Raw genomic sequence first — 16,988 nt, forward strand, 5'->3', positions numbered from 1 at the left:
CGATCCGGCGAAAAGGCAGCCGTCCAGGATGGAAGCGTGTTGCGGCATCGGTGCCGAATGCCGATGATCCATGTCGGCCATGTCGGCCATGTCGGCCATGTCGGCCATTTGGTGAGATGCGTGATCGAACGAGGCGGGCAGGTGCCTGCTCAGCGCTTTGGACAGCATGGGGCCATGGCCTAGTCCACAGGCTATCCCGTTAAGCAGGACAGCCAAGATCAGGAGCTTGGCTATCCAGGTCAGATGCACGCGCGTGGGATTCATGGCAACTGAAGTCGCCATAACGTATTCGCGAACCCAAGGCTGGCGCGGTGTGGCTGTTGGCGTTTGGCAGAATTCATAGTCGTAGCTAGAGCGCTTCCTGTTCGACCGTGAACCCTGCTTTGAGCAGTGCCTCGCCCAGGGCAGGCCATCCGGCCGACTCGGCAAAATGCTTCATCCGGTTCAAGGTGCGATTGGAAGCTGGCTTTCTCAACTCTTCTGGAACGTCCTCGGGGCTCATGAAGTGAGGCTTGAGCTCGTGTCCCGCGGCGGCTGAGGTCTGGGCGAGTTTGGAGGCAATACGAAAACCTCCTTCGTCAACATCTCCCCAATGGTGTATCGGAGTGCCGGGGGCAACACCCGTCAGCAACCGCTGGTACATTTCTCTCCATGCAGGAGATGGCATGCCCGCGGTGTAAATCAGTAGTTTGGGCTCATTGGCATGACGCTTGGCCTCAGTATGAAATGTCGTGAGGTTCTCAATCGTCAGAATGCCCGCCACCACCCCTGAAATAGCTTGTACGGTGCCGGCGGGTAGGCCCGTATAGGGCTCATCGAGTAATGCTGTGACTCGGCCCCTGACAATCTCCACATTGCCAGCAAACATCACAGGTTGGTCTTCCTTGAAAAGCCCAAGCTCTTGCCAGACCTCGGCTGGTGTTCGGGCCGTGGTCTCAATGGAGCCTTGCAGCAGTACGTCCAATGGAACGGTGAGTTGTTCGATCCTCTTGCTGTTTCGAAGCAGGCGGGCGCTGGTCTCTCGAACAGATGACAGTGTCTGCGTCTGGGCGCGGTCGCACTGCTCGATTACCGTCATCGCCTCTATCCAGTCATTGACGTCGGTCGGTCCCGAGCCCCGGACATTCGTCAATCGTGCCCATTTCTCGATGACTTCCTCAAGGACGTCATGCCTCGCGAGGTAAGGTTCAAGCAGTGATCGCGTCTGTGCCATGATATCAGCGTGAGTCGTCTGCTTGAGTAAACCGGCAAGAATGCCAGTATCCAGCAGTTCGATTCGCTCGATCAAACCGTCCGCAGGGTTGAGCTTGTCTCGCGTGAAGCTAATCGCCCCTGCATCTCGGGCTGCAAGGAATAATTCCTCACACTGCAGCTTTTGATGCCAGTTTCTAAGGGCGCTATAGGCTGTGAGTTGGGACGCTGTCAGCGCAGGTGCACGCTGGCGAACGCCAGCCGCTTTCCGGTTGCCCGCCTTCAACAGCTTCAGAAGCAGCCCCTTCGCGATGTCCTCCTCCGTCATGACGCAGCTCCCTCTGAAGGTGGCTGTTGGGTCTTAGGCGGTTGTCGCATGGATGCGATCTCCTGCTCGATCAACTCAGGATGAAACTCCCACAGATCCTCACGGAATTGGTCACGCATTGCATCAGTCAACTCCACTCGGTCAACTTGAACCGCATGGCGTATCGGATCTTTTTGGATTTCAAAGTAGCTGTTCAAAAAAGCATTCAGGATGCCGAGATTCTCGCCCGGGCTGGCAAGCAGCACCTGCAGGCCTAGCTCCTGCAAGTACTTCATCGTCGCTACGATGTTGGAGGTGTCCATTTTGTCGAAGGCTTCATCAAGCATGATTAGCCTCAAGCCATCGTTCGATCCGTGGTCCATGCGGTAGGCCGACCACAGGCTGGCTCCAGCGATTACATAAAGCGGGGCGCGATGCTCACCACCTGAGCCTGGTCCAATTCGCTTGCTCAGGTGCCCGACAGTTTTAGCATTGTTTCCATCCGGATCGACCTGTTCGATGCGAACATCGAACTCATAGAACTCACGGTAGTCATCCAGAGGGCTTTTGCCTCCCGCATTGCCCGCAGCAGCCTTGTCACGCAAAAGTTCTTCGAACTGAGGAGGGATACCCCCAGTTTCCCCGAAGAGGCCTCCATCGACGCCGAACTCGGCTACGTTCTTGATGAAGTCGAGCAACGGCTTGAGATTAGGGCGGACCTTGTACATGAACTGATAACGCTCCCCGTTGGTGAACAGGGGAGTGCTACGCAGCGCCGAGTTGAGCCGTTCAAAAGTCTGGCGTAGGAAATCGAGGTTGGTATTGAGCGCGATGGCCACGTCCCGACGGAAAGTTTCCTGGGACGCTCGATAGGCATCTTCAGCGTCAGCTTTGTGTTCAGGAAGCTCTGTAACCTCGAGTTTGTGCACGTACCCCTCGATCCAGACTTTGGCTGCCCGCCAATCCTCACGATCATTTTCTGGGATGCTTTCGTGATGATCCTGGAGGTAAGTCCAAAAGTGCTGCTGCGCGGTATTCACTTGCTTGTTTCCCGCGTTTTCGTTCGACTCAGCCTCGTGCCGGCCATAGTCGTGCATGGCCTGTGGGGATTCAAATCGCTCGACAAGCTTGCCCCACTCAAGTGCTACGAATTCTGGATCGTAATCCATATGCTCCCTGCACTGATCCTTGAATCGGATACACTGATCCAAGCGCAACTTGCTGGATTCATAGGCGCTATTCAGGCTCTCGATGCGCGTTTCACTTTTTGTGGCTTCGTTATCCGCCTTTTTGGCCTCAGTTTTGAGCTGTGCCAGCCCTTCGCGCAGCTGTACGATTCGCTCGCAGATTTCGAGGTATTCAGCGTCCGCGATATTGGCGACACGCTGATCTGCAAGTTCGCATTGTCGGATCGCTTCATCGTAAGAACTTGCGAAGCTCTGGATCAGATCGCTGACCATGTCACTACTGAAGCGAGCGGTGTTTTCCAGCGTCGATCTCACAGCTGTAGCCTGATCTTGAAGCTGCCTGAGGTCGAGGGTGGCCCGCGCTATTCTTGCCTTGAGTTGTTCAGCTTGGCCTTTGGACCCCGCTCCGATCCGCAGATTCTGATCATCCAGACGCAGGCGCTCAAAATCTCGAGGGCTTACGTACATGCCATCCATGGTGAGCGTTCGCTCGCCCTGAAGGGCTTCGCTGGTTTCATCAGCGCGCTTGAGGTTGCCGAGCTGTCCGCGCAGGTAGCCAACGGCAGTCGGGTTTGAGCCCTCAATCAATTCGGCTACCAAACCTTTCTGATTGATCGAGGCAGTTTTGATTTGGCTGCTTCGAACAATCTTCACGCCGTATACCATCCGACGCCCTTTGAGCTCCCGATAGATGTCGAATGCTTGGTTTTCCTGATCTGCTGGCAACAACAGGGCTTCGGTGTTTCTCCCCAGGTACGCTTCGATAGCGGGCTGCCAGCGTGTGTCCTTGATCTTGACCAAGTCGCAGACAGGAACGGGATTCAACCCTTGGTCTTGCAGTTCGTTCAGGAGAGCTTGCGCATCTCGACTGAGAGGTGCCTGACCTTTGTCGGCTCGCGACAATGAGCCTTTGAGCACATCGATTTGATCGCCAATTTCGGTCGTCTGCCTCAATAAATCCAGGCGAATGGCTTCGAGCTTCGAGTTGATTTCTCTGCCGACGGTAGCCATTTCCTGCAGCGGCGCATGCAATGCTGCGGTGCTTACCAAACCCTGTGTAGCCATCAGCAATCGAATACGAGCGGCCATGGCTACAAGCGATTCCTGGAATTCGGGCAAGTGCGCCGAATGCGCCGCTGCATCCAAAGACGTACACACTTTTTGTAGTTCATCACCGAGAGAACTGGCGGTGCTTGTCAGCCGACGACGGGCATTTTCCTGATCTCGCTGTGCATCGGCGTTTTCTTTATGCGCGAAATGAAGCTGTTGGCGTGTAGTGAGGTGGTGAATTTCAGATTCAGATGCTTCCAGCGATTCCTCTAGCTTCAGGCTTGTAGCCCTGAGTCGCTTCGCGGCTGCCGTTCCCTCTTCAAGCTGTTCTTGCGCATGTTCACAGGCTAATAGGGCTTGTTCTTCTTGAGCGATCGCGGCCACTCCACGCCATGACGCTGCTCGGCGCAGCTTCGTTTCAGCGTTTTGGTAGAGCGCTGCCACCTTTTTGCCATCGGTAATCTTTTTCTCAACCGTCTCGATCAGCAGGTTGAGGTGCTTGAAGGTGTCGACGATCGCTTTGAATTTTTTAACATTGGTCGGTCTGTTCTCGAGCACGTCCGCGCGCACGATCTGATCTACCGATTTGTCGAATTTCATCCGCAGCGCGAACCGAAAGGCGCGAATAAATGCGTCATAGGATGGCTGTCCTGCTTTTCCTCGGAGTGAGAACAAGACCTGCTTTGTAAAGCTCGCAGCATCATCGTAGAAAGGATTTTCTCCCGTGATTTTTGCGCGTTCCATCAACCGACTGCGGAAGCTGTTCCAAGGCAGAGGTGTTGTGCCTCGGTCTGTAGTCTGGAGATGGTCGGCCATAGCAAGCTCAACGCCATTGACCACATACCTGCCTAAAACCCGTTCCTCTTCGCTGTCGAGGGAGGCTTCGATGCAGATGCCGGTAGTAGTGGGTTCACCCGTTTCGGTGTTTCTCCATGTCAGCGTGATGTAGGTGGTGGCGTTCGGACGAGCGCATTCGGTGATGTCATCGCCATATTGACCCAGGCAGTAGGAGCGTAAGGTTCGCGTCTGTTTGACGCCGGAAGAGTCCGCCTGAGCGTTGAACGCCATATGGTTCTTGTTGGCGCCGAACATCGCAATTTGTACTGCGTCCAATGCGGAGCTCTTGCCGCTACCATTGGGTCCGAAAATCCCGGTAGCCTCATCCACAGGAAATTGCTCACTTTCATAAAGCAGAAACTGAACCAGCTTGATGTTCTCAAGGCTCTTCATTGGCGGTCTTCCTGATCAGTGTCATCTGCGTCGATATCGTCCAGCGATTCCGACGCATTACTGTTGGTGGTGCCCCACTGAGCGAGTTGTTGCAAGGCCGATTCGCCAAGAACCACGCGAATTGCCGGCCGAATAGCAATACCGCCATCGTTTGAATCAATGTTGATGCCGGACAGGTGGCTGTCGCCGGCTTCCAACCGCCGCACAATGCCCCAACGTTTGGCCACTCGGATCAGGGATTCGAGCTCACCTTTGGGTGGAAGCTCCCGACCCGTTAGCAGGCGGTACTTTTCCTGCAGCTCAATGAAATCGCAGATGATCTCGCCGCTTTCGTCCAGGATTTGCCCGGCACGAATGCCTTCTTCATAAAGTCCTCGGAGCACAAGGGCGAACAACGTTTGGGGTACGGTTGCAGCAGTAGGGCTGGGGTGTTGAGGAAGCGCATAGGCAAACATCAAGTGCCGATCAACACCGACAGAGACGCCCAGCGGCAGCAATGCTTTGGCGATGTGCCGCTCGTACTGTTCGATGATTCCGAAGACCTTTCGACTTTTGTAATCCGAGTGGTAGACCACCTGATCTGTCACCAGTCGGTACGCTGCCATAGAGAAGTCGTCCTCCTCGTAAAGCCCATTGGAGTTGCCTGCCAAATCTTGCCAGTGGCTATTCATTACGAGTCCTTGTTAGCGGCAGAAGAAGGTTTTCGAAGTCGGATCTCAAACGACTGAGCGACCAGAAACGGGTGATCGGTTGAGCCTTCTTCGTCCTGGATCACGTCTAGTCCGGGTATCTGTCTGCGAGCCTGCATCGCAGACACCGCGATTTTCGATTTCAGTGCTGTCGCCAGGCTGTTAAAGCTCTGGTAGGCGCGCAGATCTTCAATGCTGCCGACCGGCAGATCATGACTGCTGACGTGCTCATGCTGACCAAGCGCCGATTTGGCGTATGCGCGAAGCTTTGCTGGAGTGACCCTTCGGCGTTCCTGAGCGCGACGGACTAAATTGCCTACTGCACGCGTATGCTCAGAAAGTACCGCCTGCCGGAGAGCCGATGGAGGATGGCGTTGTGTCTCCTTGCGAGGCTGGGCGAGCCGGGATGCCGACATCAAACTGTCGGGCGCAAAGACCTGGGGCCAACTGTCCATGCTCCCTTCAAATCCACCTTCCATACCGCTCGCCAGCAAACCACCAATCGCCTGCCGCAAAAGATCATCAATGGGACGAACTGTCTGAAGTCGGTACTGCAATACGATCAGTGCCCGTTTGTTCGCACTCCTGACCTCGTCATCGAGCCTTTCCAGATACTCTTCAACGCGGTTGAGCTCCTCCAGGCGACGAAGGTCACGTTCGAATGCAGCATCAGCTCTAGATTGGTCCCCGTTGGCCAACCGATTAAGGTACCAGTCCATGAGCCGGCCACGGTGTTCAGGTCTTGTGGATAGCTCATCTACGGCCTGCAGAATTTGCGGGCGCTTGGACAGGGGGTGCTCTTGGGTCCGGAGTTCCTTGTAGTCTCCGATGAACATGTTGACGACATAATCACGAAAGAATTTTCGTGCGTATTCCGCGGTCGTCTCCTGTGTCGCGATTGACGCCATCAGATCCCGAACATTCGTTCCGGTGGTTCGGATGTAGAGCAGGAGGTTGCGGCATTGCTCCGCGGCTTCGCGAAACAGGTCCCCACCACCATCTCCTTCCAGAACTTCGGTGATGAGCGCATGGATTGATCGTATTTTACCGGAGACGAAAACAGGATCTTTGTCTGCGTAGTCAATGAGCAGCGTCAGCATCTGGCTTACAGCAGGCGACATGGAAATGGTTTGGGCCAGCCCGTATTTTTCCGCGCGAAACCAGCCAGCCAGAAGTAATCGACGAAAATAATTCGATGCCCGCTGGTCCAGGCTGAGGTCCTGGTCTTCGCCTTCCTCAGGCTGCCATTTGGGTGCGAAGCGGATGTGATCCTCCACGTCTTGAAGAATCTCGCGCTGCATAAATCCATGGCTGGGTGGAAGAGGGGCATCGGGGCCAAACCGCCGCCGGTACAGATAGCAAAGCAGTGACCAGAATTCGTGTCTGTTAGTCGACGCCAGAGGGCTGAATAGCTTGTCTGGAATCCGCTCGAACAGCTTTGCACCCGATGCACCTAAACCGTGAACATCCATTTACTTAGATCCTCCATGTTTTCTACCGCGAGCTGGAACTCAGGTGGCAATTGCTTCGAAGCGTCCGTCGCTGCCCGTAAATCCTGGATGAAGTAGGACACCATCGCCGCTCGGCAGCGCTCAACGCGAGCGGCGGTGCCTGAGAAATATTCCAATCGAATCATGTCCTGCTGTGCCGTCGTCATTCGTGGATGAGCAATCAACCGAACATCCAGCAGGGTGTTCCAAGCCACGTCCTGATTTGCCGAGCGCTCGCTTGGTACGTCCATTAGCTTGGGGGAATCAATTCGCCCGAGTGCAAAGTCGCGGAACTCTTGGCGGGTGGAACAAAATGCACGGACGTGCCATCTGCGACCCGCACGAATGATGCTGTGTGGTGAAATCTCACGCCGATGAGGTTCTGGATTACTCATTGATCGATAGGTGATCTGCACCCGGCGAGAGAGCTCTACCGCTTCCGTGAGCTGAGCAAAGGTGCGCGCTGGTGGTACAGACAGATCGGGAAATGCATTCCAGAGCGTTCGTTGGTTGGATGACTCCCCCTGTGTATGGGAAATGCCTACTAAGGACAGGTATTGGCCCAGCGAAGCAGAGGCGTCGAACGCGCTTCGATAGGCGGCCGCTTTCGCCCGATAGCTTCGAGAGACAGAGTCCCACTCCATCCAGTTAGGGTGCTCGTTCTGAAACTCACTCATGAGCTGGCTAACGCGTGTGACTTTCATACCCAGCAACTCCCGCAATCGTGCATTACCTAGCCTTCCTCCCCACAGGAGGAGGGTCTTGAGGAGCTCAGTGCGCTGGGCGGGTTCTTTGAACATGAAACTGGTTACTCGGTAAGAGGCGACATTGCTTACAAAAAGTGTAGCTTACAAAAAACGTAAGATAGTTATTTCGTGTGTTTTTTTTAATGCGTTGGCTAGAGCGCCTCAGGCACCATGACTTCTGTGCACGAACGTGGTGAGCCGAGCTCCATACATCTCGGTGCCTCTTGTGTCTTCTTCGCGTCACTGCCTTAGAGCTATGGTCATACAGGTGCGCAGGTCAGACGTGCGTAGAAAAACTCTATTCCCTGGACGATCTGATAAATCTTCGCTGGATTTGAGGGTGGGAGGGGGGCGTGCGTGTGTGGGGACCTGGTGCGTGGTTTGGGGGGAAGCCCTATGTTGGATTGGAGGCGCAGAGCGCTGGATGCTCGCCATCGGCAATCCAAGAGTTGCGGTGAGGAGCGGTCTCCTCACCGAGCCCATTAACTGCTATTCGAAGTTGTACTCAGCTTGATCTTTAGTGATCAGCCCACTGGCCACGGTGCCGCCGAGTTCGGATTCCATGAGCGCCTTGAGCTCTTGGACCGCATCCTGAAACTCCTCAACGCGCTGCGGATTGACGAGTTCGGCGTACAGAAGGATGTTCCGGGAGTCGTTGGTGATCTTCGTCCGGTCCGCCTCCCGCCATAGCCAACTGCGGACGACGGCACCTTCATCGTCGTGGTAGATGAGCTCACCTTCCCGGGGAGGCGAATTCTCGTCAGATCCCAATGGGACGAAGCTCTCGTCGCCCTTGGCAAACCCCAAAACCATGTCACCCTGGATTCGATCCAGGTCTTCGCCTCCGCAGGTGAATAAATGGCTGAGTGATACGTAGTTGTAGACGTCGACTACCGGGTTCACCGAACCGATCGATTCCCCTTTCTTGATGCGCTTGGCCATCGCTTCGATCGATGCCAGGCAACCTTTTTTTCGCTTAATCTGTTTCATGGCCTGGCTGTAGTCCAGGACATGCGGATGCAGGTCTTCCAGGGCGCTCATTTTGGCGGAAACCCGCTCTTGGGCGATGTTGACTAAGTCTTCCCGGCCCGGTCCGGAGTTGTCGACTCCTTTGACGATCAGGACGGCGATCTTAAGATCGGGAAAGGTCTCGAATACATCCTGATTAACCTTAAATTTTCTGGTGGTTATCATATCTTAGCCTCGTGAATTATCGCTTGTTTCAAAACTTTCAAACCTTTTTCGATGTCTGTTACGCCTGCGTAGGAAAATGAAAGCCGAATCGTATCCTCGGATTCTCTGTCGTACATGTAGCCCGGATTGATGAGCACTCCGTGCTGGATGCAGTGCTCAAATACCGCAGACAGGCAAACCTTGGGCTTTAATTTAAGCCACACATAGAACCCACCCGTTGGTGAGTTCCAGGTGGCTAGGTCGCTAAAGCCATCTTCCAGAAGGTTGAGCATCACATCTCGCTTTTCCCTGAGAAGGTGTCTGAGGCGAGCGAGGTTTTTTTGATACTCACCGCTCACGAGCAGGTTGTTGAAGATGAGTTGAGACAACGTGCTCGTGCCGTAGTCGATCTGCATCTTGAGGTCGGCCAGCTTATCTATGATTTCCTCTTGCCCTATGATCCAGCCTACGCGAAGTCCTGCGCAGAGAGATTTTGAGGCACTCCCCACGTGAATGACGGACTGGAAATCGTCGCTGGCTTTTAGCGGAAGCGGCGGTATGTCGTCGTAGTAAAGCTCCCTGTAGGTGTCATCTTCGATGACGGGTAATCGGTAGTCATGACAGAGCGCGAGCAGTTCCCTGCGCTTGCGATCGCTCAGCCGCGTCCCCGTCGGATTTTGGAAATACGGAATGGTGTAAAAGATCGACGTGCGGTTTTTTTTGAATGCGGACCTCAGGGCCGTTAGGTCGACTCCATCGAATTCTGATTGAACGCCACTCAACGAGACGCCAGAAGATTTGAAAATGTTGAGGGAGCAAAGGTAGGAGGGTACCTCGCATAACACGGATGTCCCGCGAGGAAGCAGGCCTACGGAAATCAGATAGATTGCTTGAATCGCCCCCGATACGACCAGTATCTGCGAGGGATTCACATCTACCCCAATGTCTTTGTAGTAGCGAGCCAACGATTCCCGCAGCGGCAGAAGTCCTTTGGGGTGGTTGTAGTTAAGATTGAAGTTGGAGTCGCTGATACTCTGGAATGTTTTATTAAATTCCTCGCGTGGGAACAGATCTTGAGCCAGTTCTCCTGTACTTAGGCGTATAAGGTCAGAGGAGTACTCATAGTTATGAATGCTCTGCGTTATATCGAGGTTTTGGCTCAATCTGTCGGACTTTAGGTACCGACGCCAATCGGGAGCGCTGCTTTTCGTAAACAAAGTCCAAGTATTGTTTTTAACAAACGTTCCGCCCTTGCCGTTGGTGTCCAGAATGCCGTCAGCAGTAAGATCCTCAAGCGCAGACTTGAGTGTACTCCGGTTGACCTGGAACAGCTCAGACAGCTCGCGTTGGGTAGGAAGTTTGAATCCCACATACCAATCACCAGTCGACACCTTGTTGATGATGAAATCCTTGATCTGCTCGTGCAGGGGTGTCTTGGAATTCTTATCAGGTTTCCATTCCAAAGCTGTCATGACGTCGTACTACCTGGCTGGGTGAGGGTTTCATGGATCTTGTTTGAGCCTAACATCGACGCTTTCAATCCACACGCGGTACTCCTGTGACCGCTTCCAGCGTCGCCCGGGTTAGCACCTACGACCGAGCGACGCACTGTTGAACGGCTACTGAGGGTTCTTCTCTGCAAGCTCAGGCGTCCAGTCTGCTGCGGATTTCAGGATGGAGGGAGTCTCGCCAATGCGTGTGTAGCGCACGTAGTAATAGAGGTAGCACAGCGCAACCCCAACGGCGCCGATGTAGATTGAAAGCCTCTGGGTAGGGTCGAGCAATGCCGAGGCCAGCATGCCGATGCAGAGTACGATGCAGAGCAATGGGGTGAGCGGGAAGAGCGAAACGCTGAACTTCAGGTCCTCTACCTTTCCTCCAGACTTCATGAATTGCTTTCTGAAGTTGTACTGGGCCAGCGGAATGATCAGCCAGGTGAAGGTAGTCGCGATGGCGGCTATCGAAACCAGCAGCATGAAGACCGTGTCGGCGGCGATGAAGCTTGTGAGGAGCGACAAGAAAGCGAAGCAGAGCGTTGCGATCAATGCTCGGGTCGGGACCCCACGTTTATCGGCCTTGCCAAAGGTCGCGGGGGCCATGCCGGATTGGGACATGGCAAACAGCATACGGCTACTGGCGTAGAGGCCTGAGTTGCCCACCGATAACAAGGCAGTCAGGATGACAAAATTCATGATGTCTGCGGCGTAGGGGATGCCCGTCAGTTGAAAGACAGTGACGAATGGGCTCTCGAGCAAACCAGCTTGGCGCCATGGAACCAGCGATGCCAAAACGAACATTGCAAGGATGTAGAAAAAGCCGATGCGCAGAGCGACGGTTCGGATTGCCTTCGGAATGTTCTTTTCCGGATCCTTGGTTTCACCTGCGGCAATACCCAACACCTCTGCGCCCTGGAACGCATAGGCTGCGGCCACAATCGTGATCAGGATGCTGGTGAACCCATTTGGAAACAGCCCGCCATCAGAAAACAGATTGTTCAGATAGGGTGCAGGTTTGTCGCCGATCGATACTGCGCCAAACATTGCCCCTAGCCCTATAACGATGAATATCACCACCGTCATCACCTTGATACTGGAGAACCAAAACTCCGTTTCAGCAAATCCTTTCGCTGACAGCATGTTGATGGAGAACAGCAGAACCACGAAGACAGTGCTCCATATCCAGACCGGCGAACTGGGAAACCAGTGCTGCATGAGGATGCCGGCGGCTGTGAATTCCGCACCGATGGTCACTCCCCAATTGATCCAGTAGGTCCAGCCGACGGCGAATCCTGTCGCAGGCCCGACGAATCGAGCGGCCTGCGCCTGAAAAGAGCCCGATACAGGCATAACCATCGACAGTTCGCCCAAGCAGTTCATCACCAGATAGCACAGTAGGCCGGCTACCAAGTACGAGACGATCGCTCCGCCAGGGCCGGCTTGCCCAATGGTGTAGCCGGAAGTCAAAAACAATCCTGTACCAATAACTCCACCAAGCGAGAGCATCGTGAGATGCCTGCTCTTCATGACACGTTTCAGCTGATCAATTTCCATTACATGCCTCCAGATGTTTTTATTTTTTGGACGCTGACGAAATTATGAGATCGAATATGCTCGCTCTTCATTGCATGGCCGGACCTGATAGCAGGCAGAGGCGCACGCGTTTCGCACGGCCTTCAATTGGCGTTTACATGGCAGTGATAGATAAGCGCTGAGAAGATTTCTCTTACTCACATTTGCGCTTGCTTGAGTGTTAGGGGGCGGGACTTATACGTCCCGGCCCAAATATGTTCACGTCCTGCGCCAAGGTGGTGGCTTTGATAGCTGGGCCATCTTGATAACTCATACGCTCTTATGCGTTGCGCAACAGAGCGTATGGCCGGTCCTTAAGGTGTCAGAAGCTAGATGAAGTCACGAATGTTTTTGGAAATGCCGTCCAGACCACGCTTGAGGCTGTCCATATCATTCCAAGCAAATCCGATACGCATGTAGTTCTTACTGAATCCAAACCAGTGACCGGGCCCTACATAGGCGCCGTAAACTTCAAGCAGTCTTTTGTAGAATTCGTCGTAGTCGATATTCAATGACCCATCGATCCGCGCGAAGCAGGTGGTTCCACCCTGCGGTTCTACCCAGTCAATGTGTGGGTCTGAAGCAACCCACTCGCTTACGATGCGCTTGCCTTCAAGGATCTCTTGCATGGCTTCAGCCATCCAGGCATCGCGTTGGAGGAGGGTCTCGTAAGCCACAGTTTCATCCAAGATGCTGCCGTGAATGCTCATTTGCTCTTTGGCGCACAGGAATGACTCCATCAGGCCAGCGTCCTGGCAATGAATCCATCCAATACGAATGCCTGGAACTCCGTAGCTCTTGGATACCGAGGAGACGCTGATCACGCGATCACTCAGGGTCGCAGCTACTGGGAGCAGGTTCTCGTGTGCCATCTCACGGTACGTCTCGTCGACCAGCAGGTAAGTACGGTTCCGCTCGACGATCTGGATGATCCTGTTCAACTCTTCCAATGTCAGCATGCTCCCGTCTGGGTTGTTCGGGCATGTCAAGCTGACGTATTTGGTTTTTGGTGTGACCACGGACTCGAGGTAGTCGATGTCCACGCGGAACGCGTTGTCGTAGTTCAGTTCAACGAAGGTGATGTCGCAACCGATCGCTTCCGGTGTTTCGATGTTGGTGCAGTAGTTGGGGCGGGTGATCACGATGTGGTCACCTTTCTCCAGCAGTGTCAGAGCCACGATAAACAACGCGGCGGAAGCGCCTGCGGTCACCATGATGTGGTCAGTTTCGACGTGCGCGCCGCTTTGCTTGGCGATCAGCTCCCGCAACTTGGTCATGCCAAAGTGGTCTTGCGCATAAGGCAAGCCGAGGCCCTTAAGCTCAACACCCAAGTCCGCCATGCTGCGATCTCGAACCGAGCTTTCAGCGAGGTTGTATTTGATGTTTTCGTAGCCGATGACTTCGGCGCCTTCAGCTTCAATAGCACTTCTATACAGCTTCATTTTTTATCCTCTTATGCCATTTTTTTTATGGAGCTGAGCAGTCGATCGATTTCTTCTGCGGTGTTGTACATCGAGATGCCGATTCTCACGACGCCACCAACGGCAAGGGTGTCGAGAACTTCCATTGCCCTGTGAGCGGCGAAATCTCCATCCCAAACAAAAATTCCTTCCTCGCCCAGATGCTTGGCCACCTCGTCAGATCGCTTGCCTTTCACGATGAAAGAGATGGTTGGCGCACGATCGGTGCTCTCAAAGGACTGCCCGAAGAGCTGGACCTGAGGAAGGTTCGAAAGGCCGTCGTAGGCTCTTTTGGCCAGCGTGTACTCGTAGGCTTCCAACTTGTGCATGGCATCCACGATTCGGCTGCGAAGGTCAGCGCCTGTACCGAAGGAAGCGATGTATTCGATGGCCGCGATGGTTCCATTGAGGCCTTCGTGGTTTTGTGTGCCCGTCTCGATGCGATAAGGCGCTTCGTCGGATTGAGAGTTGGACTTCTCTACAGGCAGGCTTTCAAGCAATCCCGGGCGGGTGTACAGAGCGCCAATGTGGGGGCCGTAGAACTTGTAAGCGGAGCAGAGCAGGAAATCGCAGTCGAGATCTTGAACGTCGATCGCGAAGTGCGGTGCATAGTGGACTGCGTCCAGGAGGAGGTAGGCACCCACTTTCTTGCTGGCAATACGTGCACGACGGACGTCGTTGACCGTACCAATGGCGTTGGATGAACAACCCATCGCAACCAGCTTGGTTCGATCGGTTAGTCGTCTTTCAAACGCATCCATGTCCAGCGTGCCGTCTTGCTTGAGAGGAATCTGTTTAACAATCACGCCCTGCTTTTGCAGGTTCAGCCAAGGGCTGCGATTCGCCTCGTGGTCAAGCTCCGTGATGATCACCTCGTCGCCTGGCTGCATGAGATTGCCCAGTGCACGTGCCACGGAGAAATTGAGCGTGGTCATGTTCAGGCCGAGAGAGATGCAGCGCCAGGATGCGGCACCGAGGAAGGTCGCCAGGTGTTCTCGGCATTTTTGGATGATGGCGTCGGACTCTTGCGAAACGACGAAATTTCCGAAGATGTTGCTGTTGTAATTATTGAGATAATCCACGACCGCATTGATGACAGCCTTGGGCGGCTGAGTTCCGCCTGGACCATCCAGAAACGCCATTGGCATTCCATGCAATGTTCGACTGATGGCCGGAAAGTCATCCCGACAAGCCTCGATATTTTTCATAACCGCCGTCCGCTGTGTTGTAGGTATGCTTGAGCTTCCTGCTGACGTTACGACGGGATGCTTCTGATGTATCCACCCATAACCGGCGTCATGTACCCACCCATAACCGAAGGTTCAGGGCTGACTATTACCGCCGCATTTGATGCTGACCTGTAACGTTGAGCGTGAGCTTGTGCTCTACAACAGGTTCATCCTCTGGAGTTCCCGCGAATAGCCGATCAAGCCGATGGGCTGACCCGGGCAAATTGGCTAGGGCTTGGAAGGTTTTTCTGGGTTGGATAGCCTTTGCCGGCTGGGCCTGCTGTTACCGTTTTGGCTTGTTCTGATACAGGGCAGTGATAACGCTGTCGTTCTCCCCTGTGAGGATTGCGCCGTTACGATAGGGAGCGAATGGCCAGTTACTGTCGACAATCGGCTTAGTGGGAATCTTCATTCCGAAGATGCCGTCCACATCGGTCGTGATCGAGGCGGTGAGATCCAGCATGCCGCGCAGCCGGTAGTTCGGATTCTGGATCTCGGTGCTGAAGGCAAATGCTACTGGATAGGTTTTAAAGGCCGAGATCCAAAGCGGATCGTATTCGGTCCCAAATTCCGCATGGTGGAGATCCTTTAGCATGCCTTGCCGGCTGTACGGATAGAGCCACATGTGAAAGCGCAGGGAATGGTGAAGCCCTTTGTCTTGTTGCAGGACGAAACGGCGCAAATGTCTGGCCATCACGTGCCTAGCTCTGGGAAAGTCATCAAGGGCAATAAGATGGCCGGCAACGGCGCGGGCTACCTTATTCAGATTGACATGCGTGAGATGGATGGGGACGGTGACTGGGAACCGAACTCGCTCGAATGCGGCCGACGCATTTTTGTAGAACGCAATCAGCCAGGGATCGAGCTCGGTGCCCAATACGCGGTTGTTGCAATCTGCACAAAGTGTCGCTTTTTTCACACCGTTCTGCGCGAGAAAAGTCCCGGTACGACCGCGAAAGTTCGGGTCAACCTTCTGCAGAATTCTGGTGACCCTCCGCTGCCCGCGAGAGACCAACGCTTGAGGAAACAAGTGATCTTCGGTCATTGGCGCACGCTTTAGGCAGAGATTGCATCTTCGGATCACAGGCATGAAAGGTTACTCAACATCGACGTGAGGGCTGGGCACCAGGCGTAAGTGGTTTCAATGATTTCCCTGAATCGCAGCAAAGCATAAACGCAGTTCGAAGTTTTTGAACGTCTCAGTCAGGTCTAACCGAATGGTTTCCGATCCAGCAAGCAGTCGATGAACGCACCCAGAGCGGCTGGACGGTGCCGCCTGTTCGAGTAGTAGAGGAACAACCCCGGACGCGTGATCGACCAGTCTGCGAGGACTTGGACCAAGTTTCCTTGGGCCAAATGCTCAGCCACGCCATCTCGCTCGAAATGGTAAGCAATGCCCAGGCCCTGTAGCGCAGCAGCAATCCCGATATCCGGATGATTGGTCACGACGGGGCCATCCACCGCGACTTCAAATTGCTGCCCCCGTTTTTTGAACTCCCAGCGATAGTGTCTACCGTCCGCCTGGAGCCGCCAATTGATGCACGCGTGTTCGTGCAAGTCGGCGGGGGAGTGGGGTTTCCCTCGACGCGCGATGTAGTCTGGCGACGCCACGGCAACCATTCTCAAGTCTGGTGTGAGTCGAACTGCGATCATGTCTTTTTCGAGCTGGCCGCCCACTCTTATGCCGGCGTCAAAGCGGCCAGCGACGATATCCGCTAGCGCATCGTCAACCACGATGTCGAGCACCACATCCGGGTGAGTTTGCTGGAAGCGTGAGAGGCGGGGAGCGATGATGGTTCTCGCTGCGATTCCCAGCGTATTGATACGCAAGATGCCGCTCATCTGTCCGGTAGCCTCGCTTACTGCTGCGACGGCAACAGCCATCTCTCGAAAGAGAGGGGCGATGCGACCGTAGAGCTGCTCGCCACTTGCCGATGGCGCTACGCTGCGAGTCGTACGATTGAGCAGGCGTGCGCCGATACGGTCTTCTAGTTGGCGGATTGTCTGGCTGAGCGCTGAGGGGGACAGCCCAAGGTACTCCGCCGCCCGGGCGAAGCTTTGACGTTCTACCACGGCGACAAACGCCTTTAGCTCTGCAAATTCTGATCCGCGCATTATGCATCCATCTCTACATAACCAATGCGAATTCTAGAGGATTCTTGAAAGGG

12 protein-coding genes are annotated in these 16,988 nt (G+C 54.4%); all 12 read right to left on the minus strand.

Translation table 11 applies throughout. From position 1 onward, the window contains the following. Window positions 1-349: 349 nt before the first annotated feature. The 12 genes from ACI2KB_RS12550 to ACI2KB_RS12605 all read right to left on the minus strand — a co-directional run bounded on the left by ACI2KB_RS12550 (window position 350) and on the right by ACI2KB_RS12605 (window position 16,935). Window positions 350-1,519, minus strand: a complete 1,170-nt coding sequence (locus tag ACI2KB_RS12550; RefSeq protein ID WP_404634911.1) for a Wadjet anti-phage system protein JetD domain-containing protein — start codon at window positions 1,517-1,519, stop codon at window positions 350-352. Next, window positions 1,516-4,965, minus strand: a complete 3,450-nt coding sequence (locus ACI2KB_RS12555; RefSeq protein ID WP_404634913.1) for an SbcC/MukB-like Walker B domain-containing protein — start codon at window positions 4,963-4,965, stop codon at window positions 1,516-1,518. Before ACI2KB_RS12555 ends, ACI2KB_RS12550 begins: the two co-directional genes overlap by 4 nt. Then, window positions 4,962-5,636, minus strand: coding sequence for a DUF4194 domain-containing protein (locus ACI2KB_RS12560; protein WP_404634915.1), 675 nt, complete (start codon window positions 5,634-5,636; stop codon window positions 4,962-4,964). Before ACI2KB_RS12560 ends, ACI2KB_RS12555 begins: the two co-directional genes overlap by 4 nt. Then, window positions 5,636-7,126 (minus strand): Wadjet anti-phage system protein JetA family protein, encoded by a 1,491-nt coding sequence (locus tag ACI2KB_RS12565; RefSeq protein WP_404634917.1) that lies wholly within the window; start codon window positions 7,124-7,126, stop codon window positions 5,636-5,638. The genes ACI2KB_RS12560 and ACI2KB_RS12565 overlap by 1 nt, the downstream gene beginning before the upstream one ends. Then, entirely contained in the window at window positions 7,108-7,944 is an 837-nt protein-coding gene (locus ACI2KB_RS12570) for a helix-turn-helix transcriptional regulator (protein ID WP_404634919.1), read from the minus strand. Before ACI2KB_RS12570 ends, ACI2KB_RS12565 begins: the two co-directional genes overlap by 19 nt. A gap of 435 nt (window positions 7,945-8,379) precedes the next feature. Further along, a complete protein-coding gene (locus ACI2KB_RS12575; protein ID WP_404634921.1) occupies window positions 8,380-9,084 on the minus strand; it encodes a B3/4 domain-containing protein in 705 nt (234 codons plus the stop codon). After that, complete coding sequence (locus tag ACI2KB_RS12580; protein ID WP_404634923.1) at window positions 9,081-10,535, minus strand: PLP-dependent aminotransferase family protein; 1,455 nt, start codon at window positions 10,533-10,535, stop codon at window positions 9,081-9,083. The genes ACI2KB_RS12575 and ACI2KB_RS12580 overlap by 4 nt, the downstream gene beginning before the upstream one ends. Before the next feature lie 147 nt (window positions 10,536-10,682). Next, window positions 10,683-12,113, minus strand: coding sequence for an amino acid permease (locus ACI2KB_RS12585; RefSeq protein WP_404634925.1), 1,431 nt, complete (start codon window positions 12,111-12,113; stop codon window positions 10,683-10,685). A gap of 347 nt (window positions 12,114-12,460) precedes the next feature. Beyond that, window positions 12,461-13,573 carry an aminotransferase class I/II-fold pyridoxal phosphate-dependent enzyme gene (locus ACI2KB_RS12590; RefSeq protein ID WP_404634927.1) on the minus strand — a complete coding sequence of 371 codons (1,113 nt, stop codon included), beginning with the start codon at window positions 13,571-13,573 and terminating at the stop codon, window positions 12,461-12,463. 11 nt (window positions 13,574-13,584) lie between these two features. Continuing rightward, window positions 13,585-14,799 (minus strand): cysteine desulfurase-like protein, encoded by a 1,215-nt coding sequence (locus ACI2KB_RS12595; protein ID WP_404634928.1) that lies wholly within the window; start codon window positions 14,797-14,799, stop codon window positions 13,585-13,587. Between the two features lie 304 nt (window positions 14,800-15,103). Then, window positions 15,104-15,865, minus strand: a complete 762-nt coding sequence (locus ACI2KB_RS12600; RefSeq protein WP_404634929.1) for a hypothetical protein — start codon at window positions 15,863-15,865, stop codon at window positions 15,104-15,106. A gap of 164 nt (window positions 15,866-16,029) precedes the next feature. Next, the gene (locus ACI2KB_RS12605; RefSeq protein ID WP_404634930.1) at window positions 16,030-16,935 is read right to left on the minus strand and encodes a LysR family transcriptional regulator; all 906 of its coding nucleotides are present in this window, start codon (window positions 16,933-16,935) and stop codon (window positions 16,030-16,032) included. Between the last annotated feature and the right edge of the window lie 53 nt (window positions 16,936-16,988).

The organism is Pseudomonas sp. NPDC088444, assembly GCF_044900175.1.
In the GTDB taxonomy this organism is placed as follows: Bacteria; Pseudomonadota; Gammaproteobacteria; order Pseudomonadales; family Pseudomonadaceae; genus Aquipseudomonas.